The organism is Anabaena sp. EIM26, assembly GCF_057568715.1.
Genome location: NZ_CM172472.1, coordinates 3,581,813 through 3,604,470, shown reverse-complemented (window position 1 = coordinate 3,604,470; position 22,658 = coordinate 3,581,813). Strand labels below are relative to the sequence as shown.

The following is a 22,658-nucleotide window of genomic DNA, read 5'->3' as shown; positions in this document are numbered from 1 at the left end:
ATATACTGAATTATAAACTAGTATGATCCTTCATATTTGTTACAATTCTTCATACTTTCATAAATTCATCCCCACCCTATGAATACATTGAGAGTTAGGACTTGGGCGTGATTTTAAACAATTTGTAAGCGCTGATTCCTGTCAAAATTCCCACTACCAGCCAGGTAAGAACTAAACCGACAACTTCCCCGAAAAACAAGCGTGTGAAGCGGCGTAAAAATAGCCCTAAAATTGAACCAAGAGGTACAGCCACTGCCCAACTTGCCGAACTTACGAACATCCAACACCATGTCCAGGGAACTGATTGGGGGATTGCTAACCACCATTGTGTCAGTCCAATGACGAAACCGCCAGTACCTCCCGAAATAATTCCGAAGAAGATTCTCATTGGTAACAATTCTGTTGACGGTACACACCAACCCACAGCACCTATACCAATAGCCACAATTAGCACCCAACCTAAGAGAGTTGATAAGATCCAGCCTAAAGGAAAAATCTTCTGTTTGAGTATATAGCTTTGCGGGAGTGCGATCGCTAATCCACCTATCGTAGCCTCCACCACACCAATATGTTCTTTTTCCCCAATCTCAATCAAAAATAAACTTAATAAAAAACCAATCAAAGTCGCAAAAGTCCACAGAAATGTAAATGAAAAAAAACTATATTTAGTATGTTTAAATGCTAATTGCATCACGTCTTTTTTATATTTAAAGGTTTAAAAGCTTTAGTAGGAAACATCTCAGAAAAAACTTTACGCCGTTTTTGTGGTGATTCGGGTGTCATGTAACTCCATAAACTTTCCCAATAGAAAAAAGAAAAGCCAAAGAAATTATGATCACGGACAATTTGCACCTTTTCCTTAATGCTGTCAATATCCACAGGACTTGCTAAAGTTCCCGTTGATATGCCAATACTCACAGGAATCTTAGTCAGAGCCAATTTTATAGCAGGTTTTTCTATTTCCGCAATAAAGGCTTTTTTGTCATCTCTATATACCTGTAAAATTAACTCATCTACTAAATCTTTTTTGACCCAATTTTCCCAATCCTGCAAATAATATTTATAGGCAAAATACTGGGAATTAGGAGAAAGAGATATTTTAGCATAAGGCTTAATTGCCTTGACTTCCTGATTAATTTGGGTCATAAAATTAGTAATTTTGTCTGCCCTCCAGCGCATCCATTTAGCATCAAAAGGATCACTCGGTGGACTTTTACCTAAATGTTCTTTTTGATAAAGTTCAATAGTAAAATCATCATAACCAAATTGTACCGGCATTCCAAAATGATCATCAATTTGAATACCATCTACATTGTAATTTTTCACAACTTCCAAAATTAAACTTTTGAGAAATTCCTGTACTTGCGGGTGCAAAGGATTTAGCCAAGCTTGGCGATTAAACACACCATTATCAATTTCTTCCGGTAGATTTTCATCAACAGAGTTTAACCCTTCTTGTCCAATTGTCAACCATTCTGGATATAACTTTGCTAATGCAGAATCAGGTGGAGTCATTAAACCATATTCAAACCAAGGAATAACACTTAAATTTTTATTTTTTGCCAGTTTTACTAGCTTTGCTAAAACATCTTTATTTCCATGTAATAAATTCATCAAAGGCTGAACTTTTTCTCCAGTAATATTTTTAGCAATATCACTTTTGTAGAAAGTATAACCTCTATTCCAGACTACCGGATAAATTGTATTAAAATTGAGTGCGGCTAATTGATTTATTGCGCGTTCAATACCCCAAGGAACAAAAAGCACACCACTAGCAACATTTGTCAGCCAAACACCGCGAATTTCTGTAGTTACCAAACTACTCTTTTGAGAAGAAATCAAACTTGAAGAAATTGGCAATCCTGTTAAACTGAATACAAATCCTAAACACAAAAATAACAAAAAACAACGGCGTAACACCCTATTCATTTGGTAACTAGACTTAATTTGATCATATAAATATAACTACAAAATCAAATTATATTTATCAGGATTATGTAATGATATCGTAAGAATTCAGGAGTCAGGAGTCAGAATTTAGAATGCTTATGAAATCAAGAATAAAAAGAAGCAAGATTTTATCGAAATCATCCAATTTGACTCTAAAAGCCTTTATTATCCTGACTGTAAGTATTATCTAGCCTAAATACTTACATGATATCAATATTTTTTCATGAAAAATAAAAAATTTAGGTAAGGATTCAGGATACAGAATGTTTGATATAGCAGGGAACAGGTAACAGAAGAGAAAAATATTCTTCTTCCTTCTTCCTTCTTTTCTTCTTTCTCCTGACTCCTGACTCCTGACTCCTGAATTCTTACAAATTTAGGTTGGGTTAAGCGACAGCGCAACCCAACAAAAACTTCGATACAAGCTACGTAAATATTGATTTTGGTTACTTGAATAAACTGTATTAGCTTATACTTTGCTAATTAAAATCTCTCCACTCCTGGAAACTGCTGAATTGAAGCCTTTGCTGCTTCACCACAAGTGCGAGGTGTGGGGAAAATCTTCCCAGGATTTGCTAAACCTTGAGGATTAAAAACCTGTCTTACCCATTGCATAGTTTCTAAATCAGCATCACTAAACATATCTGGCATATAACATTTTTTATCAGCACCAATACCATGTTCACCAGAAATGCTACCACCTACTTTCACACATAGTCTGAGAATTTCTCCTCCTAATTCTTCTACTTTTTCTAATGCCCCATGCACGGAATTATCAAATAAAATCAAAGGATGTAAATTACCATCTCCAGCATGAAAGACATTAGCAATTGGATAACCATATTTTTGACTTAAAGCCTCAATTTCATTTAATACATAAGGTAATTGAGTCCGAGGAATTACTCCATCTTGTACATAATAATCAGGGCTTAAATGTCCAGCAGCAGCAAAAGCAGCTTTTCGTCCTTTCCACAATTTTAATCTCGTTTCTGGATCATTCGCCGTCGTAATATTTCGCGCCCCATTTTTTTGACAAATTTCAGAAATACGCTGTTTATTAACTGCAACTTCAACTTCTAACCCATCAATTTCTACTAACAAAATTGCCGTTGCATCACGAGGATAACAATTTGTAGCAACAACATCTTCAACGGCGTTAATACTAATATTATCCATCATTTCCATCCCACCGGGAATAATTCCCGCGCTGATGATATCGGAAACAGTTGCTGCTGCATCTTCAACACTGGTAAAATCTGCTAAAAGCACACAGATTGATTCTGCACTTTTGAGAATTCGCAAAGTGATTTCTGTCGCAATTCCTAAAGTTCCTTCTGAACCGACAAATACACCTGTTAAATCATAACCTGGCATTTCGGGAATTTGTCCCCCGACATCAACAATTGCACCGTCAGGAAGCACAAGCTTTAAACCCAAAACGTGGTTAGTGGTAACACCATATTTTAAACAATGGACTCCACCTGAATTTTCAGCAATATTCCCACCAATTGAGCAAATAATTTGGCTAGAAGGATCTGGTGCATAATAAAATCCAGCACCACTAACTGCTTGTGTCACCCAGCTATTTATGACTCCAGGTTGAACTACAGCCAACTGATTTTCTAAATCAATTTTGATGATTTGCCGCATTAAAGATGTGACAATTAAAACCGAATCTTCTGATGGTAAAGCACCACCAGATAAACCGGTTCCAGAACCCCGTGCAATGAAGGGAACGGAGTGTTGATTACAAATTTTGACTACTTCGGCTACTTGTTCTGTGGTGCGGGGTAAAACCGCAACTGGGGGTGTTTGGCGATAGCTGGTTAAGCCGTCGCATTCATAAGTGAGGAGTTCTTCCCGGCGTTTTACTACTCCTTTTTCTCCCAGAACTGCAATAAATTTTTTGATGATGGGTTTCCAGTCGATTTGTTTTTTTTCTTGGGTAAGCATAGTCAATGGTAGATGTTTATTTTTACTTTAGGGCTATTGGTGTGGTTATGGGAGTTGTTTTTTGCACGCAGAGACGCGGAGGCGCGGAGAGGAGGATTTTTGATGGGACGACTCTGAGTAAATTATATTCCCTCACAAAATCCTCACATTTTCAATTGAGAATCTATAACAGTAGAACTCAACCATAAATTTCTATGGAATGCCACAAATGTATATCAAACGGACAATCTTGTGGAAAAAAATCACGCGGATTGCGATTATTTCGCAAAAGGCAGGAATATAGGGAAGTTTCCTCAAGTCCCCCAATTGCTCTGGTAGGAATGCCCAATGTGGGGAAGAGTGTAATTTTTAATGCCCTAACTGGGATTTATGTAACAGTGTCTAATTACCCCGGTACAACTGTAGAGGTGAGTCGTGGACTGGCACAGATAGGGGAACAAAGCATAACAGTGATTGATACACCAGGGATGTATTCACTACTGCCTATTACTGAAGAAGAAAAAGTTGCCAGAGATTTATTGTTAATCGAACCTGTGGCAGCTGTGATTCATGTGGTAGATGGCAAGAATTTAGGAAGGATGCTGCCTCTCACTTTTCAACTCATTGAAGCTGGACTGCCTGTTGTACTCGCGGTCAATATGATGGATGAAGCGCATAATTGGGGACTGGATTTACGACAAGATCAACTGGAGATGGAGTTGGGAATTCCAGTAGTTTGTATGGCGGCAGCTTTGAAGCAAGGTATAGATGAATTGCGTCACAGGATTGCGCCATTCCTGCCAGTTCAGGCTGCCATGATACCAGCGTAAATATTTGAGATCAGGAGGAAAGGGCATGATTAGCCAAGTTATCTATCCAGAACCGATTGAAGCTGCGATCGCACAACTAGAATCGTGGTGGCAAACTTTAGGTAATCGCTATCTATTTGGGAATTACTCACTCTCACCCCGGAGTCTAGCTTTATTACTGTTACAGAAAGACCCTGGTTTATGGCAAGCTTTGCAACAGGATCAAGAACAGTGTCGCCATCTGGAAGTATTGATTACTGTTACGCAGAATCAACTTAAACAACCCATTGGATTAGCGATCGCCAATACTCGCCAAAGTCAGGCTCATGCTATAGAAAGAGCCGTTTTGCATGAAACTAGAGAGGCGCGATCGTCACTCACTGAAACAATCCACAAACTTACAGTTAATCCCATTACTGGATTCCCCATCCTTGTCGTCATCCTGTACTACGGAGTCTACAAATTTGTCGGTGAATTTGGTGCAGGGGAACTAGTTGATCGCATCGAAACTTTTTTTGAATCACAAATCAATCCATTCGTCAACCAAATCACTGCTCAAGTTATTCCCTGGAAGTCGATTCAAGACTTGATTGCTAATGACTATGGCATCATCACCTTGGGAATTCGCTACGCTACAGCGATCGTCTTACCTGTGGTTGCTACCTACTTCTTGATGTTCTCATTACTAGAAGATAGCGGTTATCTCCCACGTCTATCTTTAATGTTAGATCGCTTATTTAAATCCGTGGGGTTATCTGGTCGCGCAGTCATTCCCATGGTATTAGGCTTAGGGTGTGACACCATGGCCACGATTGTCACCCGCACCTTAGAAACCAAACGGGAACGGTTAATCGCTACCTTTTTACTCTCCCTGGCTATACCCTGTGCAGCGCAGTGGGGTGTGATTGTGGGATTACTGGCACAAAAACCAGCCGCCTTACTATTTTGGGGAGGCTTTATCACTGCCATCTTCTTAGTAGTTGGCTATCTCACAGCCAAATTATTACCCGGTACTTCTGGCAAATTTTATATGGAAGTCCCGCCTTTACGTCTGCCCAAATTGCGGAACGTGCTAGTTAAAACCTGGGTACGGATGAAGTGGTATTTTTTGGAAGTCTTACCGTTGTTTATTTGGGCTTCAGTGTTGATTTGGGCGGGACGATTAACTGGATTATTTGATGCGATTATCCGGGCGATTGAACCTCTGACTTTGGCTTTAGGAATGCCAACACAAGCAGCACCGATATTCCTTTATGGCTTTTTTAGAAGAGATTATGGTGCAGCCGGACTGTTTGATTTACAGCAACAAGGCAGCCTGTCAGGTAATCAGTTAGTGGTAGCAGCGATCGTGTTGACGTTGTTTTTACCCTGTATCGCCCAATTGCAAATGCTGATTAAGGAACGGGGAACTAAAACTACTGTTGCGATCGTACTGTTTATTTTTCCCTTCGCTTTCTTGATGGGATATCTCGTCAACCTCGGCTTAACCTTATTCGGAGTCAACTTTTAATATGAACGCCTTATCAACAGTCAAAATTGGTCAACCGCAAACCGTAGTTTGTTTGCAAACGCAAGATGATGCAGTGTTACAAAAGCTGATGGCATTCGGCATTTTACCAGGCAGCAATTTAGTTTTGGAACAACGCTTTCCATCCTACATCATCATGGTCGGCAGAACCCGCGCCGCCTTGGATCAGGAAACAGCACAAAGTATTTATGTGGAATCGAGTTGAGTCTGATCTGAGAACTGGGGATATTGAGATTTCAAACTCCTTATTCTCTCGGTGTGAGATAAATAATTCCACAACTAAGCAACGCCCAATCCAAAATCCAAAATAGTATAACAAGGAGTCAGAAATATGCTATCTCAAGCTATGATTGCTCGGTTGAATGAACAAATCAACTTAGAAATGTATTCTTCCCATCTTTATCTACAAATGAGTTCTTGGTGTGCCTACAAAGCTTTAGATGGATGTGCTACCTTTCTGAGTCAACACGCGGATGAAGAAATGATGCATATGCGTCGCTTACTCAATTATTTGCATGAAACAGGCTCATTAGCAGTAATCACTGGAATGCAAGCTCCACCTAGTAATTTCTCTTCTCTGACGGAACTGTTTGCACAAATTTATGAACATGAACAGTCCATCACTCGTAAGATTAATGATTTGGTACATTTAGCAAATACAGAACCAGATTATTCTACCCTGCAATTTCTGCAATGGTATGTTGCCGAACAACATCAAGAAGAGTTTTTGTTTAAAGGGATTCTCGACAAAATTCATCTAATTGGCACGGAAGGACAAGGTATATTTTTTATTGACCGAGAAGTCGCCAATCTAGCAGCTAATAAAGGAAAAGAAGCAACTGCAATGACTTCATCTGCATGAAGATAAATATGTTCGTAATCAGGACTAAAATCATTGTTGTAGTAAGCATTAAATTGCTTACTACAAACGCTAAAAATGTAGAATTAAATGCGCCAATCAACTAAAACATTCTCTAAGCAACTCCATAATCTGTATACGGACGTTTATAAGGAGGATGTAAACCCAGGACGATATCTTCTCTGGGAACACCCATTTTTACTAAATCTTCAGCGGGATTTTCTTCTGTTAAATTCTGTTGTAACCAAATTTTGCCGTTTTTAATATCGAAGTGGATAACAGTCATATAAACGCGAGTTAAATGTTCCCAACCAACGTTCATCCACTGATAATGGTCGCGTTCTGTATCAAAGATAAGTTCTACATCTACTTCGTTGGTGGAAATATCATCTTTGGCATAATTTGTGAGTAAGGTTTGAATTTATTCTCGATATTTAGCTATGTTATCCATCGTTAAAATTATTAAAATAAACCATACATAATTTTCTAAATTCCTTCAGGTAAAGCTCTCTGAAATTGACTCAATTTAACTAATAAAACTCTTCTGCGATTTTCCAGCATCAAAATTTCTTTATGCTTCTGTGGGTAACGCCCTTCAACATATTGAATGAAATCATCTATTGTACAGCTTTTCTGAGAACCTCCATTCCATTGATGGAAATCATCATGAATTTGTTCTGTTACTGTAATAATATTATCTGGATCATCAGCCAGAAATTTATAAGTCTTTCTGTCATATAAATGATGTCCAACTAATTCAATTGATTTATTTTCATATTTGTTACGTTCAATACCTGTAACTTGGCAACAACCATCTCTAGTTTTGACATAACGAATGGCTTTTTCTATATTCTCTTCTGGTGGAGTAGGAGTAAAAGCAAGAAATTCGACAACAGGTGGCGCAACTTCTCTCACTCTGATACAATATTCTCGTCTTTCTTTGGAACGCAAATTTAATGATAATTCAATACTTAACTTTTCTAGTCCAGATAAGGAAAAATACACTTGATCTACACTTTCAAAATCCGCATTAATTATCATTGGATCATCACTGGTTTGAATGCTATTAAACGCTTCTATAATCCTAGATTTACTACTTTTAAATATATTCACAACATCTTCAATATTGAGCCAGTGACGTTGGCGTTTCATAACTAAAGAAGAACTATTTTCATAAACAGAACGCCGCACTATGCTATCTATTTGATGAATGCGATACTCTTCAAATAATGCAAAAACTTGATTCAGGGCATTTTTACTGACTGTACCTTCAATATCTAAGTATTTAGCAATAGCTATTGCTCCCTCTCTGGAGAAAATTCTGATTATTTGTTTATTTACTTTTCCTTGAATAATAAAGTGTACCCATTCTTGGAGTCTAATACTATCATCAGATGAATCAATTAACTTTTCACATTTTTCATCAAACTTACGTTGTGTAAATTCAAATGCTTCCGCTAGTTTTTCTTCTTGTATATAAAAAGTTTCTCGATCAAATGACATATTTAAATCCTGGCACTAATACTTTTATACATAATTTCAATGCGCTCAAATATTGCTCTATCACCGGTTTCTGGATTATCAGGATGATATATTTTAGAAAGTCTATAATAAGCAGCTTTAATTTCTTCTTTTGTCGCTGTTTTTGGATCTAGTCCAAATACCTGCCAAGGTTTGAAGTAATTAAATACATTAATTCCATTAATACAACCATATCCCTCTTGGTTGTCTTCTCCTGGTAAAATACCAATAAATTTACGATATAACATTTCCCATGTTAGTTTGAGGCGAAAGTCAAGCTTTTCCATTCCATCCGTTGCCATTTTAAAAGCACCAGCATTTTTTAATTCTTGCGTATTGTTTACATTAAAACGTCGATAAACCGCTTGTTTTAAATCATTTATATTAACAAATGTGACCTTTTTAGATTGCTGCTGAGAATTTTGGATAATAAAACAAGCAAATTGTTCCAAGATTTTAGTATCAACTTGACTAACCCTGGAAAGACGAATAATTTCATCCTGTAATTGTTGGTTTAGAAGTAGTGTAGTCATCTCTTATCAGCTACATCTTTTATCTTATTATACCTTGAGTTGTAAAATAGCAATCTTACTCTGAAATAATTTGTTTCAATTCAGGCGTAAAGGATGTACTCATATATCAAGCCACCTGAATCAATTCTTGTCTATGACTGATTAACTCAAAGCTAATAGAACCGAAATAATTAGGAGTTACAATTTTATTCAATACCAGAAGTTCAGGAATTATTACGCGCAATTTTTCTGTCAAAACTTCAATTGTAGAAGCTTCCGTTACCAAACCTGGAACATCTTCGCTAGTTGCAACCCAAACCTCTGCTTCTGAATCCCAAAATGCTTCAACTTGATAGGTAATTGGTGTCATAATCCACGATTCTCTACACTGAACAGAAAAAATGGTGAAGTATAAAGGTTAGATTGATAATATCATCCATTATACTTCATTTCCTTACTTCCTTATTAAGGATTACATATCTTGTTACTTTCTTCCTTCGTGTACTTCGTCCCTTCGTGGTTCATTCTTTCATGATTTATGCATAACTCATACAATTAATACTTCCTCTCCTTTGGCTCAAACATATTAATCATTACCGGACGATATTGAATATCAATTCCCGCTGGTGAATAATAAGCCATTGTGTGTTGCAGAAATTGACTATCATCTCTATTTGGAAAATCTTCGCGGAAATGTGCGCCACGACTTTCTTGACGATTTAAGGCTGATGCTAAAATTGTCTGTCCTACAACCATTAAACTTTGCAATTCTAAAGCTTCTACTAATTCTGTATTCCAACAAGTTCCTTTATCATCTAAATAAATCTGTGGATATTGTTGTTGTAATGCTTCAAGTTTCTGCAAACCTTCTTGCATTAATTCTTCTGTTCTGAACACTCCACAATATTGCGTCATTGTGTCTTGAAATTCTTGACGAACTTGGTTAATCCGATATTTTCCAGGTTGTTCTAATAAAGATTGAATTTGTTGTTTTGCTTCGGTAATATAAGGTTGCTCATTTACATTTGGTAATTTGCGGTTCTGCACATATCTGGCAATACTTGCCCCTGTTCGCTTGCCATAAACTACACATTCTAATAGCGAATTACTACCAAGACGATTTGCACCATGAACGGAAACACAAGAGGTTTCCCCAGCAGCGTAGAAGCCTTCAACTAAACCATCTCCACTGCTGCGGACTTGTCCATCGGTGTTAACTGGTATACCACCCATGCAATAATGAATTGTGGGACGTACTGGCATCGGTTGAGTGACAGCATCAACGCCTACTAAACGGTGTGCTTCTTCCCAACAAAAGGGAACGCGACTCATGATTTTTTCTTTACCCATGTGGCGCAAATCTAGGTAAACAAAAGGGCCGCCTGAGCTACCATCGAGATTGACACCGCGACCGGCACGAATTTCATAAGCGATCGCTCTTGAGGTAATATCACGAGGAGCCAATTCCATTCTACTAGGCGCATAATTAGCCATAAAGCGATCGCCCTCAGCATTAATCAAATACGCCCCTTCCCCGCGCACAGCCTCAGAAATCAGCACTCCTACAGGATATAAACCAGTGGGATGAAACTGCACAAACTCCATATCTTCTAAAGGCAAACCTGCGATCGCAGTCATTGCCAAACCGTCACCAGTCGAAGCATAATCATTAGAAGTAGTGTTATAAACGCGACCATATCCCCCCGTCGCAAACATCACCGCCTTAGCCCGGACTACCTCAATTTGCCCATCCAACAGGTGAAACATCACCAAACCTTTCGCCTGACCATCTTCTAAAATCAGGCGCATTACATACCATTCTTCGTAAATCTGCACACCATAACGCCGTAAATTATTCACCAACTCATGCAGAATTGCATGGCCAGTTTTATCAGCAGCGTAACAAGTGCGGTTGTGCGAATGTCCACCAAAAGCCCGTTGAGCAATCCTACCATCAGCAAGACGGGAGAACAAAACCCCCATGTGTTCTAAATCAATGACCACACTTGGCGCTTCTTGGGTGAGAATAGCCACAGCGTCCTGATCTGCCAAATAATCAGAACCCTTAACAGTATCAAAAGCGTGTGCTTCCCAACTATCCTCATCATCAACATTTTTCAAAGATGCCGCCATACCACCTTGAGCAGCAACAGAGTGAGAACGAATCGGATGGGTTTTGGCGACTACTGCCACATTCAAACTAGGGTCAGTGCGGGCGATTTCTAACGCAGCCCGACATCCCGCCAAACCACCACCAACAATAATTACATCATGCTCTAACATAAATTTAACTCACATTGCAAAAAAAATACCCCGCCTCTAGACAGGGATGTTATCTTAAGTTCTTAGTTTATTGCCATTACCAATTACCGATTACCAATTACCAATTTATCAACTACTTGCTTGTACAGGTTGTTGCTGAGAAATATTGCCAGGTATAGGTTCAGTCTTTGTCCCTGGTTCTATAGCAGTTAATTCAATATGATTTAACAATGTCGTCACAAAGGCAAACAGTAAGAAAGGTAGTGTGAGAAAAACGACTAGTCCCACTGTAGCTAAAGCATATACTGGTCTTCTTGCACCCATTAGCGCCAAAGCCGATGCCAAACTAATGGTAATTGTGATTAACCAAACAATGATTTGACCGTATATATCACCAAATGTCAAGGTGCAGACAAACCGATAGTTTTGAATATTATTTTTATTCATCTTATTTGCCTCAATTTTATCCTATAGGTTCTACCTTAGAGCCATGTTTGGCTGACGGGCATTTTCTAAATATTTTTCCAAAGTTCGTAATATCACTTAACAATTTAGTTGTTAATGATCTAAAAAAGCCAGAGAATTAGTACTTTAGACTGTTCCTACTCTCTTCTTAATTTTTATCCCCTAGTTTTAACTATGGGCTAACACTCAGTACTCAATACTCGGTACTCGGTACTACTTAACCCGCGCTTGCTTCACCATCGCAATTAGGGTTTGATGAGCATCTTCCGCATCTGTGAGAACATGATCAAACTGAATGCGAACTGGCACTGTTTCTCCGTTCACCTGTGCAGTTAAATCCATGCCTTCGGCATCTATTGAGAGCATTTGGGCTGTTGTGGCATTTTTGGCACTACCAAAAGCCTGGGCATAGATAACAACAGCATTGGCATGATCTTCGTTCATGTGTTTGCAGATGCGATCGCTAATTTCTGGAGAAAACTGATCAGACATTGTACGGTTTCCACTGGGGTAGACAACTATCTTCTACATTCTAAGCCACCGTAACGCTTTTAGGACTTACTCAAGATTGAACTCAAAACCTGATTCTTGCGTAGGGGTAATTCATGAATTACCCACTACTTCCGTTTTTACCCAAAACCAGGTTTCAATTAAATTTTTATAAAACTTGGCTAATTTTCACAAAAGTTATGTTATGTCTGATAAAATTTAAACTAAAGTCACTTAATATTTTTGTTAAAAATAAATCATGTAATTAATCAAGTATTTAGTGATCCTTCCATACGGTAATCAGAAAAATAAAACCGTAATACAACTTCCTAGTAAATTTATTTAGAGCTAGAGCCGATGAACGAAATTAGTCCACGCAGAATTGTTATCGGGGATGTACATGGTTACTACCAAGGTTTAATGATCCTGTTGGAGAAAATTGCACCTACATCAGCAGAAAAAGTCTATTTTTTGGGAGATTTAATAGATCGGGGGCCTCAAAGCGCACAAGTAGTAGATTTTGTCAAACGAAATAACTACGATTGTCTGCTAGGTAATCATGAGCAGATGTTACTAAATGCAATTAATAACAACAAATTTAATTCTAATCAAACAATACAAGCATGGCTATATAGTGGTGGACAGGCAACAATTAGCAGTTATCAAACAGCCCAAATTCCTCAAGATCATCTAGATTGGTTTGAGAATTTGCCCACCTATATTGACTTAGGAGATGTGTGGTTAACCCATGCAGGTGTAGACCCCAATAAATCAGTTTCAGAACAAACCGCTGAGGAACTTTGCTGGATACGTGAAGAATTCCACAGTATGGAGCAGCCATATTTTAGCAACAAGTTAATTATCGTCGGTCATACTATCACCTTTACTCTACCTGGTGTTGCTCCAGGTCAATTGGCACAAGGACAAGGTTGGTTAGACATTGATACAGGTGCTTATCATCTCCGTAGCGGTTGGTTAACAGGATTAGACATTACCAATCAGTTGGTTTATCAAGTCAATGTTTTTAACAACTCTGTTCGGACTTTACCTTTAGAAGATGCAGTTACTATAGTTGAGCCAAAGGAAATTAAAAATAGTCGTCGTCATAGACAAAGAGTCTAAGAGGGTGTTTGAAAAGTCTCCTTCCATGTCATGCTGAGGAACGTTCGCTTTTAGCGTTCCCGCAGGGTAGCATCTCAGTATGTGGGCTAAACTCCAGATTCTTCGTTGCGTAAGACTCCACTCAGAATGACAAATTATACGTCCCTAAACTTTTCAAACATGCTCTAAGTTGAGAAAGTGTTTGAGTTTTAATTATCAAGGCTAATTTATAGAACTAGCCTTTGAGTATCACTTGAAAAATCTTTTTCTCTCTCTGTGTCTCTACGGTTTAAAAGTAATCTCTCTAACCACAGAGGCACAGAAAATACAAAGGAAAGAGGTTAATTAACCACCAATTACAGCAATACACTCAATTTCCACCAACACATTTTTAGGTAAACGCGACACCTCCACACAAGCGCGTGCGGGGGCTGTATCTTCAGGAAAATATTTTGCATAAACCGCATTCACAGCGGCAAAATCATTCATATCAGCTAAAAATACACCAGTTTTAACTACATCTGCAAATGTAGCTCCTGCTTCTGTCAGGATAGCTTCAATATTCCTCATTACCTGTTCAGTTTGTTTAACTACATCTTCGGTGTAGACAACATCACCCAAACGAGGATCAATAGCAATTTGTCCAGCGACAAACAACATTTGCCCAGAAGCAAGAATTGCTTGATTATAGGGGCCAACTGGTGCAGGTGCTTTATCAGTACGGATAACTTTACGAGTCATAATATAAATCTCTTTTGGATCTTTTGGTAATGGTGCTTCTAGTTTATCGAAATCTAAATCAACAGATGTTGTATAAACTTCTCCATCTGGCATTATCGCACCTGTGAGGTCAGCATTTTTAAAGGTTGCACCATAAATATTCGCGCCGGTTAAATCTGCTCTTCTCAAATTCGCACCATTTAGATTTGCTCTACTTAAGTTTGCAAATAGTAGTTTAGCTCTTTCTAAATTTGCCCCTTGAAGAACTGCTTTTGCTAGGTTTATACCTACTAGACTAGCTTCTGTAAAATCTAAATTAGCTAAATTCATCCCTGACAAATTAACTTGAGATAAATTTGCTTTATGAAATTTAGCTCCTTGAATTTTGGCTTTTTGTAACTTTGCTTCACTTAAAGTTGCGAGAGTAAAATTAGCTCCGATTAAATATGCTTCTTCTAAATTTGCCTTATTTAACATAGCCTTACTCAAATCCGCTCCGGCTAATGAAGCTATATTTAGGTCTGCATTAGTAAGATTTGCACCACTAAGATTAGCTGTATCTAAGTTGGCAAATGATAATTTTGCATTGGTTAAATTTACCCCTATCAGAGTTGCCTGTTGTAAGTTTGCAGAGTTAAACTCAGCATCATTCAAAGTTGACCAACTTAAATCAACACCCTCCAGATCTGCAAAAGTAAATTTTGCGGAAGAAGCATTAACACTATGCAAATTGGCATTTTTGAGAGATGCTTTAGTGAAATTCGCATTATTAAGGTTTGCTTTCGTTAAGTTTGCTTCGCTTAAATCAGTTCCTGTCAAGTTTGTACTATATAGAATTACCTCGCTTAACTCAGCACCTTTTAGATTTTCTTCCCTCAGATTTACTTGTCTAAAATCCCGTTCCCCAGCCGCGTATTTCTCTAAAAGTTCCTCAGCGTCCATAAAGCACCAATAAATACCCTGAACCAAGTATAAACGCAAAAATTTGTATCAATGGTCTTCCCTTCCTTCTTCCTTCGCGCACTTTCCTTCGGAACGCTGCGCGAACGCGCCTTCGCGGTTCGTTTCTTCTTTATCCGTCAAAATAACTAGGAACACTCCAAAATCCAGAATCCTCTACCCCAACCGAGGACGAATCCCATAATGACGATACCGCCAATAATCGCGCAAAATCCTGTCATGGTCAAAACACAAATTACCAGGAACAGACCAAGGCTCAAAAATTCCCACACCCTTAGCATCATCACCGGCTAAAGGCTCACCCGTCGCAGTTAAGAATATTCGTAGGTTGGGTTGAGGAACGAAACCCAACATTTTGGGGGATTTGTTGGGTTTCCTTACGTCAACCCAACCTACACATTTTTATTTTTTAGCCTTAACCAAGAAGTATTGAGTACAAATCTCATAGCAAAATTTCGTGAAAACGGAATGAATAAACTAGCTATTCAAATCAATATAGTCAATAATTAAAGATCGACATCTCTGGCAGATACATAAAATGATGCAACTTTATGGAAAAACTGATCCAAGAGATATTCCTTCCTACTCCATTAGAGATGCTGCTAAGTATCTCCGTATCCCAGCAGGAACAATTAGCTCTTGGGTAAAAGGTAGAAATTATCCTACTGCAAACGGGTCGAATTTTTTTAAACCACTTATTCTCACTCAAGAATTAAAACCAAAATTGCTTTCATTTACTAATTTAGTAGAAATTCACATTCTCAGAGCAATTCGGAAACATCATAAAATTCAACTAGATAACGTCAGAAAAGCTCTCGATTACATTGATGAGCAGTTTCAAGTACCACACCCCTTAGCGCGTGAAGAATTCCGAACTGATGGTGTTGACTTATTTATTGAAAGATACGGTTCTCTAATTAACGCATCTAAAGCTGGACAAACAGACATGAAAGAAGCTTTAAATGCTCATCTTGAACGCATTGAACCTGATGATACTGGGTTAGCAATCAAATTTTATCCTTTCACTCGCTCCCACGAGGAAGATAACCCTCGTATTGTTGTTATTGATCCCCGCATTGCGTTTGGTCGTCTTGTAATTGCTAATACAGGAATTACTACGAGTATTTTGGCGGAAAGATTGAAAGCTGGTGATTCAATAGAGGATCTAGCTGATGATTACGACTGCGATCCTGCAATAATTCAAGAAGCTATTCGTTGTGAATTACCTGCTGCTGCATGAGCCAATCCCAATCAATTACCTTTTTCATAGATAGATGCTTAGGTAAAAAATCTATTCCAGAAACACTTCGCGCAGCAGGTATCACTGTAGAAATTCATGATGATCACTTTGATAAAGGTGCTTTAGATGTAGATTGGCTACCACAAGTAGGTGAAAAAGGCTGGATTGTGCTAACTAAAGATGACAGAATCAGCAAAAATCAATTAGAAAGAATTGCTGTAGCACGCGCTCAAATAAAAATGTTTGTGTTAGCCTCACAAAGCTTACCAGGGAAAGATATGGGCGAAATCTTTCTCAAAGCAATCGTCCCCATGCAAGAATTTGTCCGCAAACATCCTGCTCCATTTATCGCCAAAATCTATCGTGATGGCAAAATTAATCTGTGGAAAGACAGTAAGGAATTATTGAAAGAATTAAAGCATTTTGATGAATCTATCTAAGTCTTCCTGTCTTCTCTCCGTGACCTCTGTGCCTCTGCGGTTCGTTTCTCTTATCCTAATCTTGGACGAATCCCATAATTTCTATACCGCCAATAATCGCGCAAAATGCGATCATGGTCAAAACACAAATTCCCAGGAACAGACCAAGGCTCAAAAATCCCCACACCCTTAGCATCATCACCCGCTAAAGGCTCCCCCGTCGCTGTCGCTAAAAACACAATGCTGATTGTATGCTGACGAGGATCACGACTGGGGTCAGAATATACCAACAACTGTTCAACCAACTCCACCTGTAGCCCTATTTCTTCCTCAGCCTCGCGCCGTGCTGCTACCTCCACTGGCTCACCATAATCTACAAACCCACCTGGTAAAGCCCATCCTAAAGGCTGATTATGTCGCTCAATTAATACAATCGGTCGATGCGGTCTGTCAATTAATTCAATAATAATATCAACTGTCGGCGCAGGATTTTTGTAACTCATATTTGTGAATCGTTATTTTTACCAATCTTCCCATTTCTTTACCGTTGTTCCTATTTCTTCATGAACAACAACTGTCAACACTGACTATGCCATGATAAATTCGATGCGTGTTTTACAGATTCCTATATTTCAGGTTCATTATGCCTTTTCCTAGATCAAGCGGTATTTTGTTACATCCAAGTTCCTTTCCCAGCCGTTTTGGTATTGGGGATTTAGGTTTAGAAGCTTATCGTTTTATTGATTTTCTCAAAAATAGTTATCAGCAATATTGGCAAGTTTTACCTCTTGGCCCTACTGGGTACGGTAATTCTCCTTATATGTGCTACTCAGCAATGGCAGGAAATTACTTTTTGATTAGTTTAGAAAAACTGGTAGATGAAGGTTTTTTAGCTGAAGCTGATTTTGCTAATTTACCGGAATTTCCAGCAGATAAGGTAGATTTTGAGCAAGCTATCCCTATTAAAGTTAATCTGCTCAAAAAAGCTTGCGAAAGTTTTAAAACTCAAGCAACTGCTATCCAACGCAAGGCATTTCACCATTTTTGTAACACCAAAGGCTATTGGCTCGATAATTATGCCTTATTTATGGCGCTCAAAGATGCCCAAAATGGTGCAAGTTGGCACACTTGGGAACCAGAACTGGCAAGAAGAGAACCAGCAGCATTATCGCAAATAGAAAGAGAACTGACAGATGAAATATTTTATTACAAGTTCGTTGAATATGAGTTTTTCCGTCAGTGGTCAGAATTGAAGAATTATGCTAATCAAAATGGGATAGATATTATTGGTGATATCCCCATTTATGTAGCTCATGATAGTGCTGATGTGTGGGCAAATCCTGATAATTTTGCTCTAGATGAAGAAACGGGTGAAGCGGCTTTAATGGCGGGTGTACCACCTGATTATTTTAGCGCTACTGGTCAATTATGGGGAAACCCGGTTTACAACTGGGAGGAGTTGCAAAAGCAAGACTTTAAGTGGTGGGTACAACGGTTTGAAGCAATGCTGGATTATGTGGATATAATTCGCATTGACCATTTCCGTGGTTTTGAGGCTTATTGGGCTGTACCTCAAGGGGAAGAAACTGCTGTTAATGGTGAATGGATTGAAGCCCCTGGAGTTGCTTTTTTTGAGGTTATTAAACAGAAGTTGGGTAAGTTGCCCATTTTGGCAGAAGATTTGGGGATTATTACACCGGAAGTGGAAGCACTGCGAGATCAGTTTGAGTTTCCTGGGATGAAGGTATTACATTTTGCTTTTGGTTCTGATCCTGGTAATCCGTTTTTACCTTTTAATTACCCCAGAAATGCTGTAGTTTATACTGGTACTCATGATAATGATACGACCGTAGGCTGGTTTAATAGTGCCAATGATTACGAAAAGCAAAATTTGTTGCTTTATTTGGGATCTATTAGTTCTGATGGGATAAACTGGGATTTAATTAGATTAGCTCTGAGTTCCATCGCTAATCAAGCGATTATTCCTTTACAGGATGTTTTAGGATTGGGGACTCAAGCCAGGATGAATTATCCTAGTACTGCTGAGGGTAATTGGGGTTGGCGCTATCAATCTGGTGTTTTGAGTGGGGAATTGTGCGATCGCTTGCAAAGTCTTACCAAACTCTATGGACGCGCTCCCAGAAATTCCTGATCACCTAATCATAATTGCGTACTCTCAATAGGAGTAAGCTGGTATTACTCAAAATTAAATGCTCTAATCAGGAGCTGGTTTAACCTAGTTGCTATGCAAACTTCAAAATAATTCTTCGTTTGTAATTACAATCAGTCTTAGCTCTGGGCTGATCACTGATTACACACAATCTTGATTCGTGATTATGGTAATGGCTTATACCCTCTTCAATTACGAATTAAGAATTACGAATGATTACTTAAACCAGCCCCCTAATTAATTCAGCACTTTTTAAGACCTGAGTTTAGCCGCAATCCTGATTTCTTCCACTTTCCCTGTTTTTCCCATTTGTTTGGGTTTTTGCTGATTGACACTCATCAAAACACCACCAGCATTATTAGTCTTGACTGTGAGTTCCTCAGACGCTTTCCAATTACGGTGAGATCCTTCCGGTAAAACCCCTTCAAACTCGGTTTTACCATCAGCGACAACACGAAGCCAAGATGATGACTTCAATGTGACACCAATCTCTACTGCTTTATCTTCTGAAGTACTGCTACTAAATTGGGTTTTCTGCAACTCATTGGCTTGGAGTACTTCTGATGTAACATCAGAGTTACTTTCTGCCTTTAGTTGATTTTGGTTATTTGCTTGCAAAGCGGCCTTGTTCAATAATTGAGATAAGCCGTTGACAGAGCAGATAATCAGAAAAATGTAAAGTAGGTAAAGATGAAGAGGACGTAATTGAGCAACAGGTTTAGGTTGCCAGCTGCTTTGTAAACTCACCTGTTGAGAACCGAGGGGAAAATTGCTGGCTAATTCTGTTCCCTTCAGCCCTAGTGCATCAGCAAATTGCCTAATTAACCCCTGTATATAAACTGGTTCTGGCAAATCGTTTAAATCACCTGTTTCAATTGCGTGCAGCAGTCTTCGGGGAATTCTGGTCATTACCACAATTTCGTCTAGGGATAAACCCTGTTCTTGACGCAATGAACCAAGTTTATTGCCCAATTGGGTCAATTTTTCTACTTGTTGTTGCTCTATTGACGGTTTGCTCGAATTTTCATCTTTCCTTCTCAGCCATTTCATGATTTCCCTACACTCCTTAACTCAACTGAATTGTTAATAGGTATCCGCTTTATCTGCTTGTTTAAAAAAATAATCTCTTCTGGTGTGAGATGACGATAGTCACCTAAACCGAGAAAATCGCTTTTTGATGTTTGTAATTGAATTGAACCTATGGCGGTGCGATGTAGTTGGATAACAGGATATCCTAATTGTTCAGCCACACGACGAATCTGGCGATTTCTTCCCTCCTGTAAAATAATTTCTAATTTGCTTTGGTTCGCCAAAGTTTCAATTAAGCATACTTTAGCAGGTCGTGTTTTTCTATTGTCCAGAACTACACCTTTACGCCACATCCCTAGAACTGTTTCTGGGGGATTTCCTTTCACCACAACATGATATGTCTTAGAAATATTATGACTAGGATGAGTTAGCGCAAATGTCAAGTCCCCATCATTTGTTAATATCAATGCGCCTGTAGAGTCTGCATCTAAACGCCCAACCGGGTGAATACCTAGACCTTTTTGTAATTTTGGCGGTAATAGCTCCAAAACAGTAGGTCTTCCTTGGGGATCATCGCAAGTAGAAAGCACACCCGCTGGTTTGTGTATCAACAAATAAATCAAAGACGGACGCTGGCTTTCAGAGACAGGTTTACCATCAATGCAGATTGTGTCTCGTTGGGGATCGACTTTTTGACCTAAATGTGCCAAAATCCCATTTATCTGCACTCGTGATTGTTTAATCATTTCTTCGGCCTCCCGACGTGAGGCTATACCTAGTTGAGAAATAATTTTTTGTACCCGTGCCTCCATGTGAAAATTGCTTCTTCCTTTAATACTTAAACTTAAATATTGGCATTTTGTAGTTAATAGTCATAAGTGCTACAGTTAAGAACTGTTTAAGGTTTGTGAATTTTTAAGCAAATACAGGCAATAAAGTTGTTAAATGACAGATAAAAGTTCCCCCGTTACGAATGGGAAGAAAATACGATTAATCACTCAAGTTCTGACTACAGCAATCAAGCTATGGCTGAGAACCCAATTAACTCAAGTATCTCAGATTGAGGTCGAGATTGGATCAAGCGATCGCCAACTTCTTTCTGGTTCTATCCCATCGGTATCTATTTTTGCCACTAATGCAGTTTATCAAGGTGTTCATGTTACAAAGGCTCAACTTTGGGCAAAGAATATACGCTTAAACATTGGAGCCATACTTAAAGGCAAACCACTAAAATTGTTAGAAGTAGTACCAGTAGTTGCTGAACTGCTGGTGGAAGAACAGGATCTTAATAACTCCCTCTCATCTGAATTATTATTGACAGCTTTAAATGATGTACTGGTTAAATTATTACCAGAAGAATGGCAAAAATCCAAGCCTATTAATTGGCAGGAAATTACCCTTGACAATCAGCGCTTAATACTCTGTGGTGTTTTATTACTTGAGAGTGAACCTGCTGTCATAGAGATTTCTGTGGGTTTAGAACTGCTTAATGGGCAAGAGCTACAATTATCACCAATTCAAATTAAATCAAATCAGGAAATTATTGGTGATAGTAATTCTAAATACCATATAGATTTAGGTTCAGATGTCGATATCAAAGAAATAACTTTGACATCTAGTCAATTAATATGTCATGGACAAATTAACGTCAACCCGTAAAATACTTGATTCGATAAACATTTACGCCTACTTACTTAATCAGTAGCGTCACGAAATAGTAAACTAAAGGAGCTGTAAAAATATAACTATCAGTACGGTCTAATATCCCACCGTGACCGGGGATCAATTGTCCTGAATCTTTGACTCCCGCATCTCGCTTCAACATAGATTCGGTCAAGTCACCTAAAAGACTAGCAATACCAATCAATAAACCCAACGCTGAACCAGTAATGAGGTAGTGAGGTAAATTGAGAAAATAAGCTCCTACTAGGGCTACTATAACGCTGCCTGTGATTCCAAATACGGCTCCCTCTACAGTTTTTTTCGGGCTGATATCCGATAAACGAGTTTTACCGAAAAACTTGCCAATCACGTAAGCACCGATATCAGCAGCCCAAATACATAAGAAAGTTAGAATTGTAAATGTTAAACCTTGTGGTAGAGCGGTTAAATTTCCCTGGGTTAAAACATCGTTCCAGTTGCTGGGCCAGTAACCACCAAAGGGGAGATTGCTGATAGATAGACTATCGAGATTTCGCAACCTTACCCAGTAACTAGGTAAATAACCTACATAAAACAGCCCCATAATAGAAGCAGAAATATCGGCTATGGTGGCTAATTGGGGTTGAAACAGCAGGTAAAAACAAATTAGTGTACCTGCTATTGGCATGACAGCATCAGCTAAACTGCTATCGAGAGTGCAAATTGCTAATAAAATTTGGCTGACCAATATGGTGGTTTTAGCAGCAGGAGCTATGCCTCTGGCGCGGACTAAATTAAAATATTCCTGTTGACCTAAAAAGACAACGATCGCGATCGCTACAGTAAAATACCAACCACCTAATAGGGTTGCAGTCAAAGCAAGAGCGATCGCAATAATTCCACTAATAATTCGAGACCAAGGCATAATATTATTTTGAATTTGAGATTTTGGATTTTGGATTTAGTCCAAAACCGACCCTGGGAGGCAATATTCAGACCCATAGAACTACGGAATTCTAGAGGCTATTCCCGATGAATTAGAAAGCCCCGT

24 protein-coding genes and 1 pseudogene are annotated in these 22,658 nt (G+C 38.7%); 9 read left to right on the top strand and 16 right to left on the bottom strand.

Annotation, left to right across the window (positions count from 1 at the left end; genetic code table 11):
• Positions 1 to 94: 94 nt before the first annotated feature.
• From AC012T_RS15695 to glcD, 3 genes are all read right to left on the bottom strand, one after another.
• A complete protein-coding gene (locus tag AC012T_RS15695) occupies positions 95 to 691 on the bottom strand; it encodes a hypothetical protein (RefSeq protein ID WP_487059731.1) in 597 nt (198 codons plus the stop codon).
• Positions 691 to 1,929, bottom strand: coding sequence for a glycoside hydrolase family 10-like protein (locus AC012T_RS15690; protein WP_487059730.1), 1,239 nt, complete (start codon positions 1,927 to 1,929; stop codon positions 691 to 693). The genes AC012T_RS15695 and AC012T_RS15690 overlap by 1 nt, the downstream gene beginning before the upstream one ends.
• A gap of 504 nt (positions 1,930 to 2,433) precedes the next feature.
• Entirely contained in the window at positions 2,434 to 3,903 is a 1,470-nt protein-coding gene (gene glcD, locus AC012T_RS15685) for a glycolate oxidase subunit GlcD (protein ID WP_487059729.1), read from the bottom strand.
• A gap of 194 nt (positions 3,904 to 4,097) precedes the next feature.
• Here glcD and AC012T_RS15680 point away from each other — a divergent pair, with 194 nt between their 5' ends.
• The 4 genes from AC012T_RS15680 to ftnA all read left to right on the top strand — a co-directional run bounded on the left by AC012T_RS15680 (position 4,098) and on the right by ftnA (position 7,081).
• Complete coding sequence (locus AC012T_RS15680) at positions 4,098 to 4,712, top strand: FeoB small GTPase domain-containing protein (RefSeq protein WP_487059728.1); 615 nt, start codon at positions 4,098 to 4,100, stop codon at positions 4,710 to 4,712.
• 25 nt (positions 4,713 to 4,737) lie between these two features.
• Positions 4,738 to 6,201: a nucleoside recognition domain-containing protein gene (locus tag AC012T_RS15675; RefSeq protein ID WP_487059727.1), complete on the top strand. Its 1,464-nt coding sequence runs from the start codon at positions 4,738 to 4,740 to the stop codon at positions 6,199 to 6,201.
• Between the two features lies 1 nt (position 6,202).
• Positions 6,203 to 6,424 (top strand): FeoA family protein, encoded by a 222-nt coding sequence (locus tag AC012T_RS15670; protein ID WP_487059726.1) that lies wholly within the window; start codon positions 6,203 to 6,205, stop codon positions 6,422 to 6,424.
• A 126-nt stretch (positions 6,425 to 6,550) separates the two neighbouring features.
• The gene (gene ftnA / locus AC012T_RS15665) at positions 6,551 to 7,081 is read left to right on the top strand and encodes a non-heme ferritin (protein ID WP_487059725.1); all 531 of its coding nucleotides are present in this window, start codon (positions 6,551 to 6,553) and stop codon (positions 7,079 to 7,081) included.
• Between the two features lie 112 nt (positions 7,082 to 7,193).
• On the opposite strand, the gene AC012T_RS15660 is transcribed toward ftnA, so the two are convergent.
• From AC012T_RS15660 to AC012T_RS15630, 7 genes are all read right to left on the bottom strand, one after another.
• A complete protein-coding gene (locus AC012T_RS15660) occupies positions 7,194 to 7,499 on the bottom strand; it encodes an element excision factor XisI family protein (protein WP_487066617.1) in 306 nt (101 codons plus the stop codon).
• Between the two features lie 65 nt (positions 7,500 to 7,564).
• The gene (locus AC012T_RS15655; protein ID WP_487059724.1) at positions 7,565 to 8,581 is read right to left on the bottom strand and encodes a hypothetical protein; all 1,017 of its coding nucleotides are present in this window, start codon (positions 8,579 to 8,581) and stop codon (positions 7,565 to 7,567) included.
• A gap of 2 nt (positions 8,582 to 8,583) precedes the next feature.
• Positions 8,584 to 9,132: a J domain-containing protein gene (locus tag AC012T_RS15650; RefSeq protein ID WP_487059723.1), complete on the bottom strand. Its 549-nt coding sequence runs from the start codon at positions 9,130 to 9,132 to the stop codon at positions 8,584 to 8,586.
• 106 nt (positions 9,133 to 9,238) lie between these two features.
• Positions 9,239 to 9,481, bottom strand: coding sequence for a DUF1902 domain-containing protein (locus tag AC012T_RS15645; RefSeq protein WP_487059722.1), 243 nt, complete (start codon positions 9,479 to 9,481; stop codon positions 9,239 to 9,241).
• A 185-nt stretch (positions 9,482 to 9,666) separates the two neighbouring features.
• The gene (locus AC012T_RS15640; protein ID WP_487059721.1) at positions 9,667 to 11,394 is read right to left on the bottom strand and encodes a succinate dehydrogenase/fumarate reductase flavoprotein subunit; all 1,728 of its coding nucleotides are present in this window, start codon (positions 11,392 to 11,394) and stop codon (positions 9,667 to 9,669) included.
• A 108-nt stretch (positions 11,395 to 11,502) separates the two neighbouring features.
• Positions 11,503 to 11,820, bottom strand: coding sequence for a hypothetical protein (locus AC012T_RS15635; RefSeq protein ID WP_127051707.1), 318 nt, complete (start codon positions 11,818 to 11,820; stop codon positions 11,503 to 11,505).
• Positions 11,821 to 12,051: 231 nt separating this feature from the next.
• Positions 12,052 to 12,330: a DUF2470 domain-containing protein gene (locus AC012T_RS15630; protein WP_015214737.1), complete on the bottom strand. Its 279-nt coding sequence runs from the start codon at positions 12,328 to 12,330 to the stop codon at positions 12,052 to 12,054.
• Positions 12,331 to 12,684: 354 nt separating this feature from the next.
• On the opposite strand from AC012T_RS15630, the gene AC012T_RS15625 reads away from it, so the two are divergent.
• The gene (locus AC012T_RS15625) at positions 12,685 to 13,449 is read left to right on the top strand and encodes a metallophosphoesterase family protein (RefSeq protein WP_487059718.1); all 765 of its coding nucleotides are present in this window, start codon (positions 12,685 to 12,687) and stop codon (positions 13,447 to 13,449) included.
• A 324-nt stretch (positions 13,450 to 13,773) separates the two neighbouring features.
• Here the strand turns inward: AC012T_RS15625 and AC012T_RS15620 are convergent, their stop codons facing one another.
• Both AC012T_RS15620 and AC012T_RS15615 read right to left on the bottom strand, forming a co-directional pair.
• A complete protein-coding gene (locus tag AC012T_RS15620; protein ID WP_487059716.1) occupies positions 13,774 to 15,090 on the bottom strand; it encodes a Rid family detoxifying hydrolase in 1,317 nt (438 codons plus the stop codon).
• A gap of 174 nt (positions 15,091 to 15,264) precedes the next feature.
• Positions 15,265 to 15,429, bottom strand: a pseudogene (locus AC012T_RS15615) (NUDIX hydrolase); the annotation flags it as partial.
• A gap of 217 nt (positions 15,430 to 15,646) precedes the next feature.
• Between AC012T_RS15615 and AC012T_RS15610 the strand changes: the two are divergent.
• A complete protein-coding gene (locus tag AC012T_RS15610) occupies positions 15,647 to 16,348 on the top strand; it encodes a DUF433 domain-containing protein (RefSeq protein WP_487059714.1) in 702 nt (233 codons plus the stop codon).
• The gene (locus tag AC012T_RS15605; RefSeq protein WP_487059712.1) at positions 16,345 to 16,788 is read left to right on the top strand and encodes a PIN-like domain-containing protein; all 444 of its coding nucleotides are present in this window, start codon (positions 16,345 to 16,347) and stop codon (positions 16,786 to 16,788) included. Before AC012T_RS15610 ends, AC012T_RS15605 begins: the two co-directional genes overlap by 4 nt.
• A gap of 50 nt (positions 16,789 to 16,838) precedes the next feature.
• On the opposite strand, the gene AC012T_RS15600 is transcribed toward AC012T_RS15605, so the two are convergent.
• The gene (locus AC012T_RS15600) at positions 16,839 to 17,270 is read right to left on the bottom strand and encodes an NUDIX domain-containing protein (protein WP_487059710.1); all 432 of its coding nucleotides are present in this window, start codon (positions 17,268 to 17,270) and stop codon (positions 16,839 to 16,841) included.
• 140 nt (positions 17,271 to 17,410) lie between these two features.
• Between AC012T_RS15600 and malQ the strand changes: the two genes are divergently transcribed.
• Positions 17,411 to 18,919, top strand: a complete 1,509-nt coding sequence (malQ, locus tag AC012T_RS15595) for a 4-alpha-glucanotransferase (RefSeq protein ID WP_487059708.1) — start codon at positions 17,411 to 17,413, stop codon at positions 18,917 to 18,919.
• A gap of 270 nt (positions 18,920 to 19,189) precedes the next feature.
• Here the strand turns inward: malQ and AC012T_RS15590 are convergent, their stop codons facing one another.
• Both AC012T_RS15590 and AC012T_RS15585 read right to left on the bottom strand, forming a co-directional pair.
• Positions 19,190 to 19,987 (bottom strand): helix-turn-helix domain-containing protein, encoded by a 798-nt coding sequence (locus AC012T_RS15590; RefSeq protein ID WP_487059706.1) that lies wholly within the window; start codon positions 19,985 to 19,987, stop codon positions 19,190 to 19,192.
• Positions 19,984 to 20,778 (bottom strand): pseudouridine synthase, encoded by a 795-nt coding sequence (locus AC012T_RS15585; RefSeq protein ID WP_487059704.1) that lies wholly within the window; start codon positions 20,776 to 20,778, stop codon positions 19,984 to 19,986. The genes AC012T_RS15590 and AC012T_RS15585 overlap by 4 nt, the downstream gene beginning before the upstream one ends.
• Positions 20,779 to 20,911: 133 nt before the next feature.
• Between AC012T_RS15585 and AC012T_RS15580 the strand changes: the two genes are divergently transcribed.
• Positions 20,912 to 21,625, top strand: coding sequence for an LmeA family phospholipid-binding protein (locus tag AC012T_RS15580; RefSeq protein WP_487059702.1), 714 nt, complete (start codon positions 20,912 to 20,914; stop codon positions 21,623 to 21,625).
• 31 nt (positions 21,626 to 21,656) lie between these two features.
• Here AC012T_RS15580 and AC012T_RS15575 read toward each other — a convergent pair whose 3' ends face one another.
• Entirely contained in the window at positions 21,657 to 22,532 is an 876-nt protein-coding gene (locus AC012T_RS15575) for a phosphatidate cytidylyltransferase (protein ID WP_487059700.1), read from the bottom strand.
• Positions 22,533 to 22,658 lie beyond the last annotated feature (126 nt).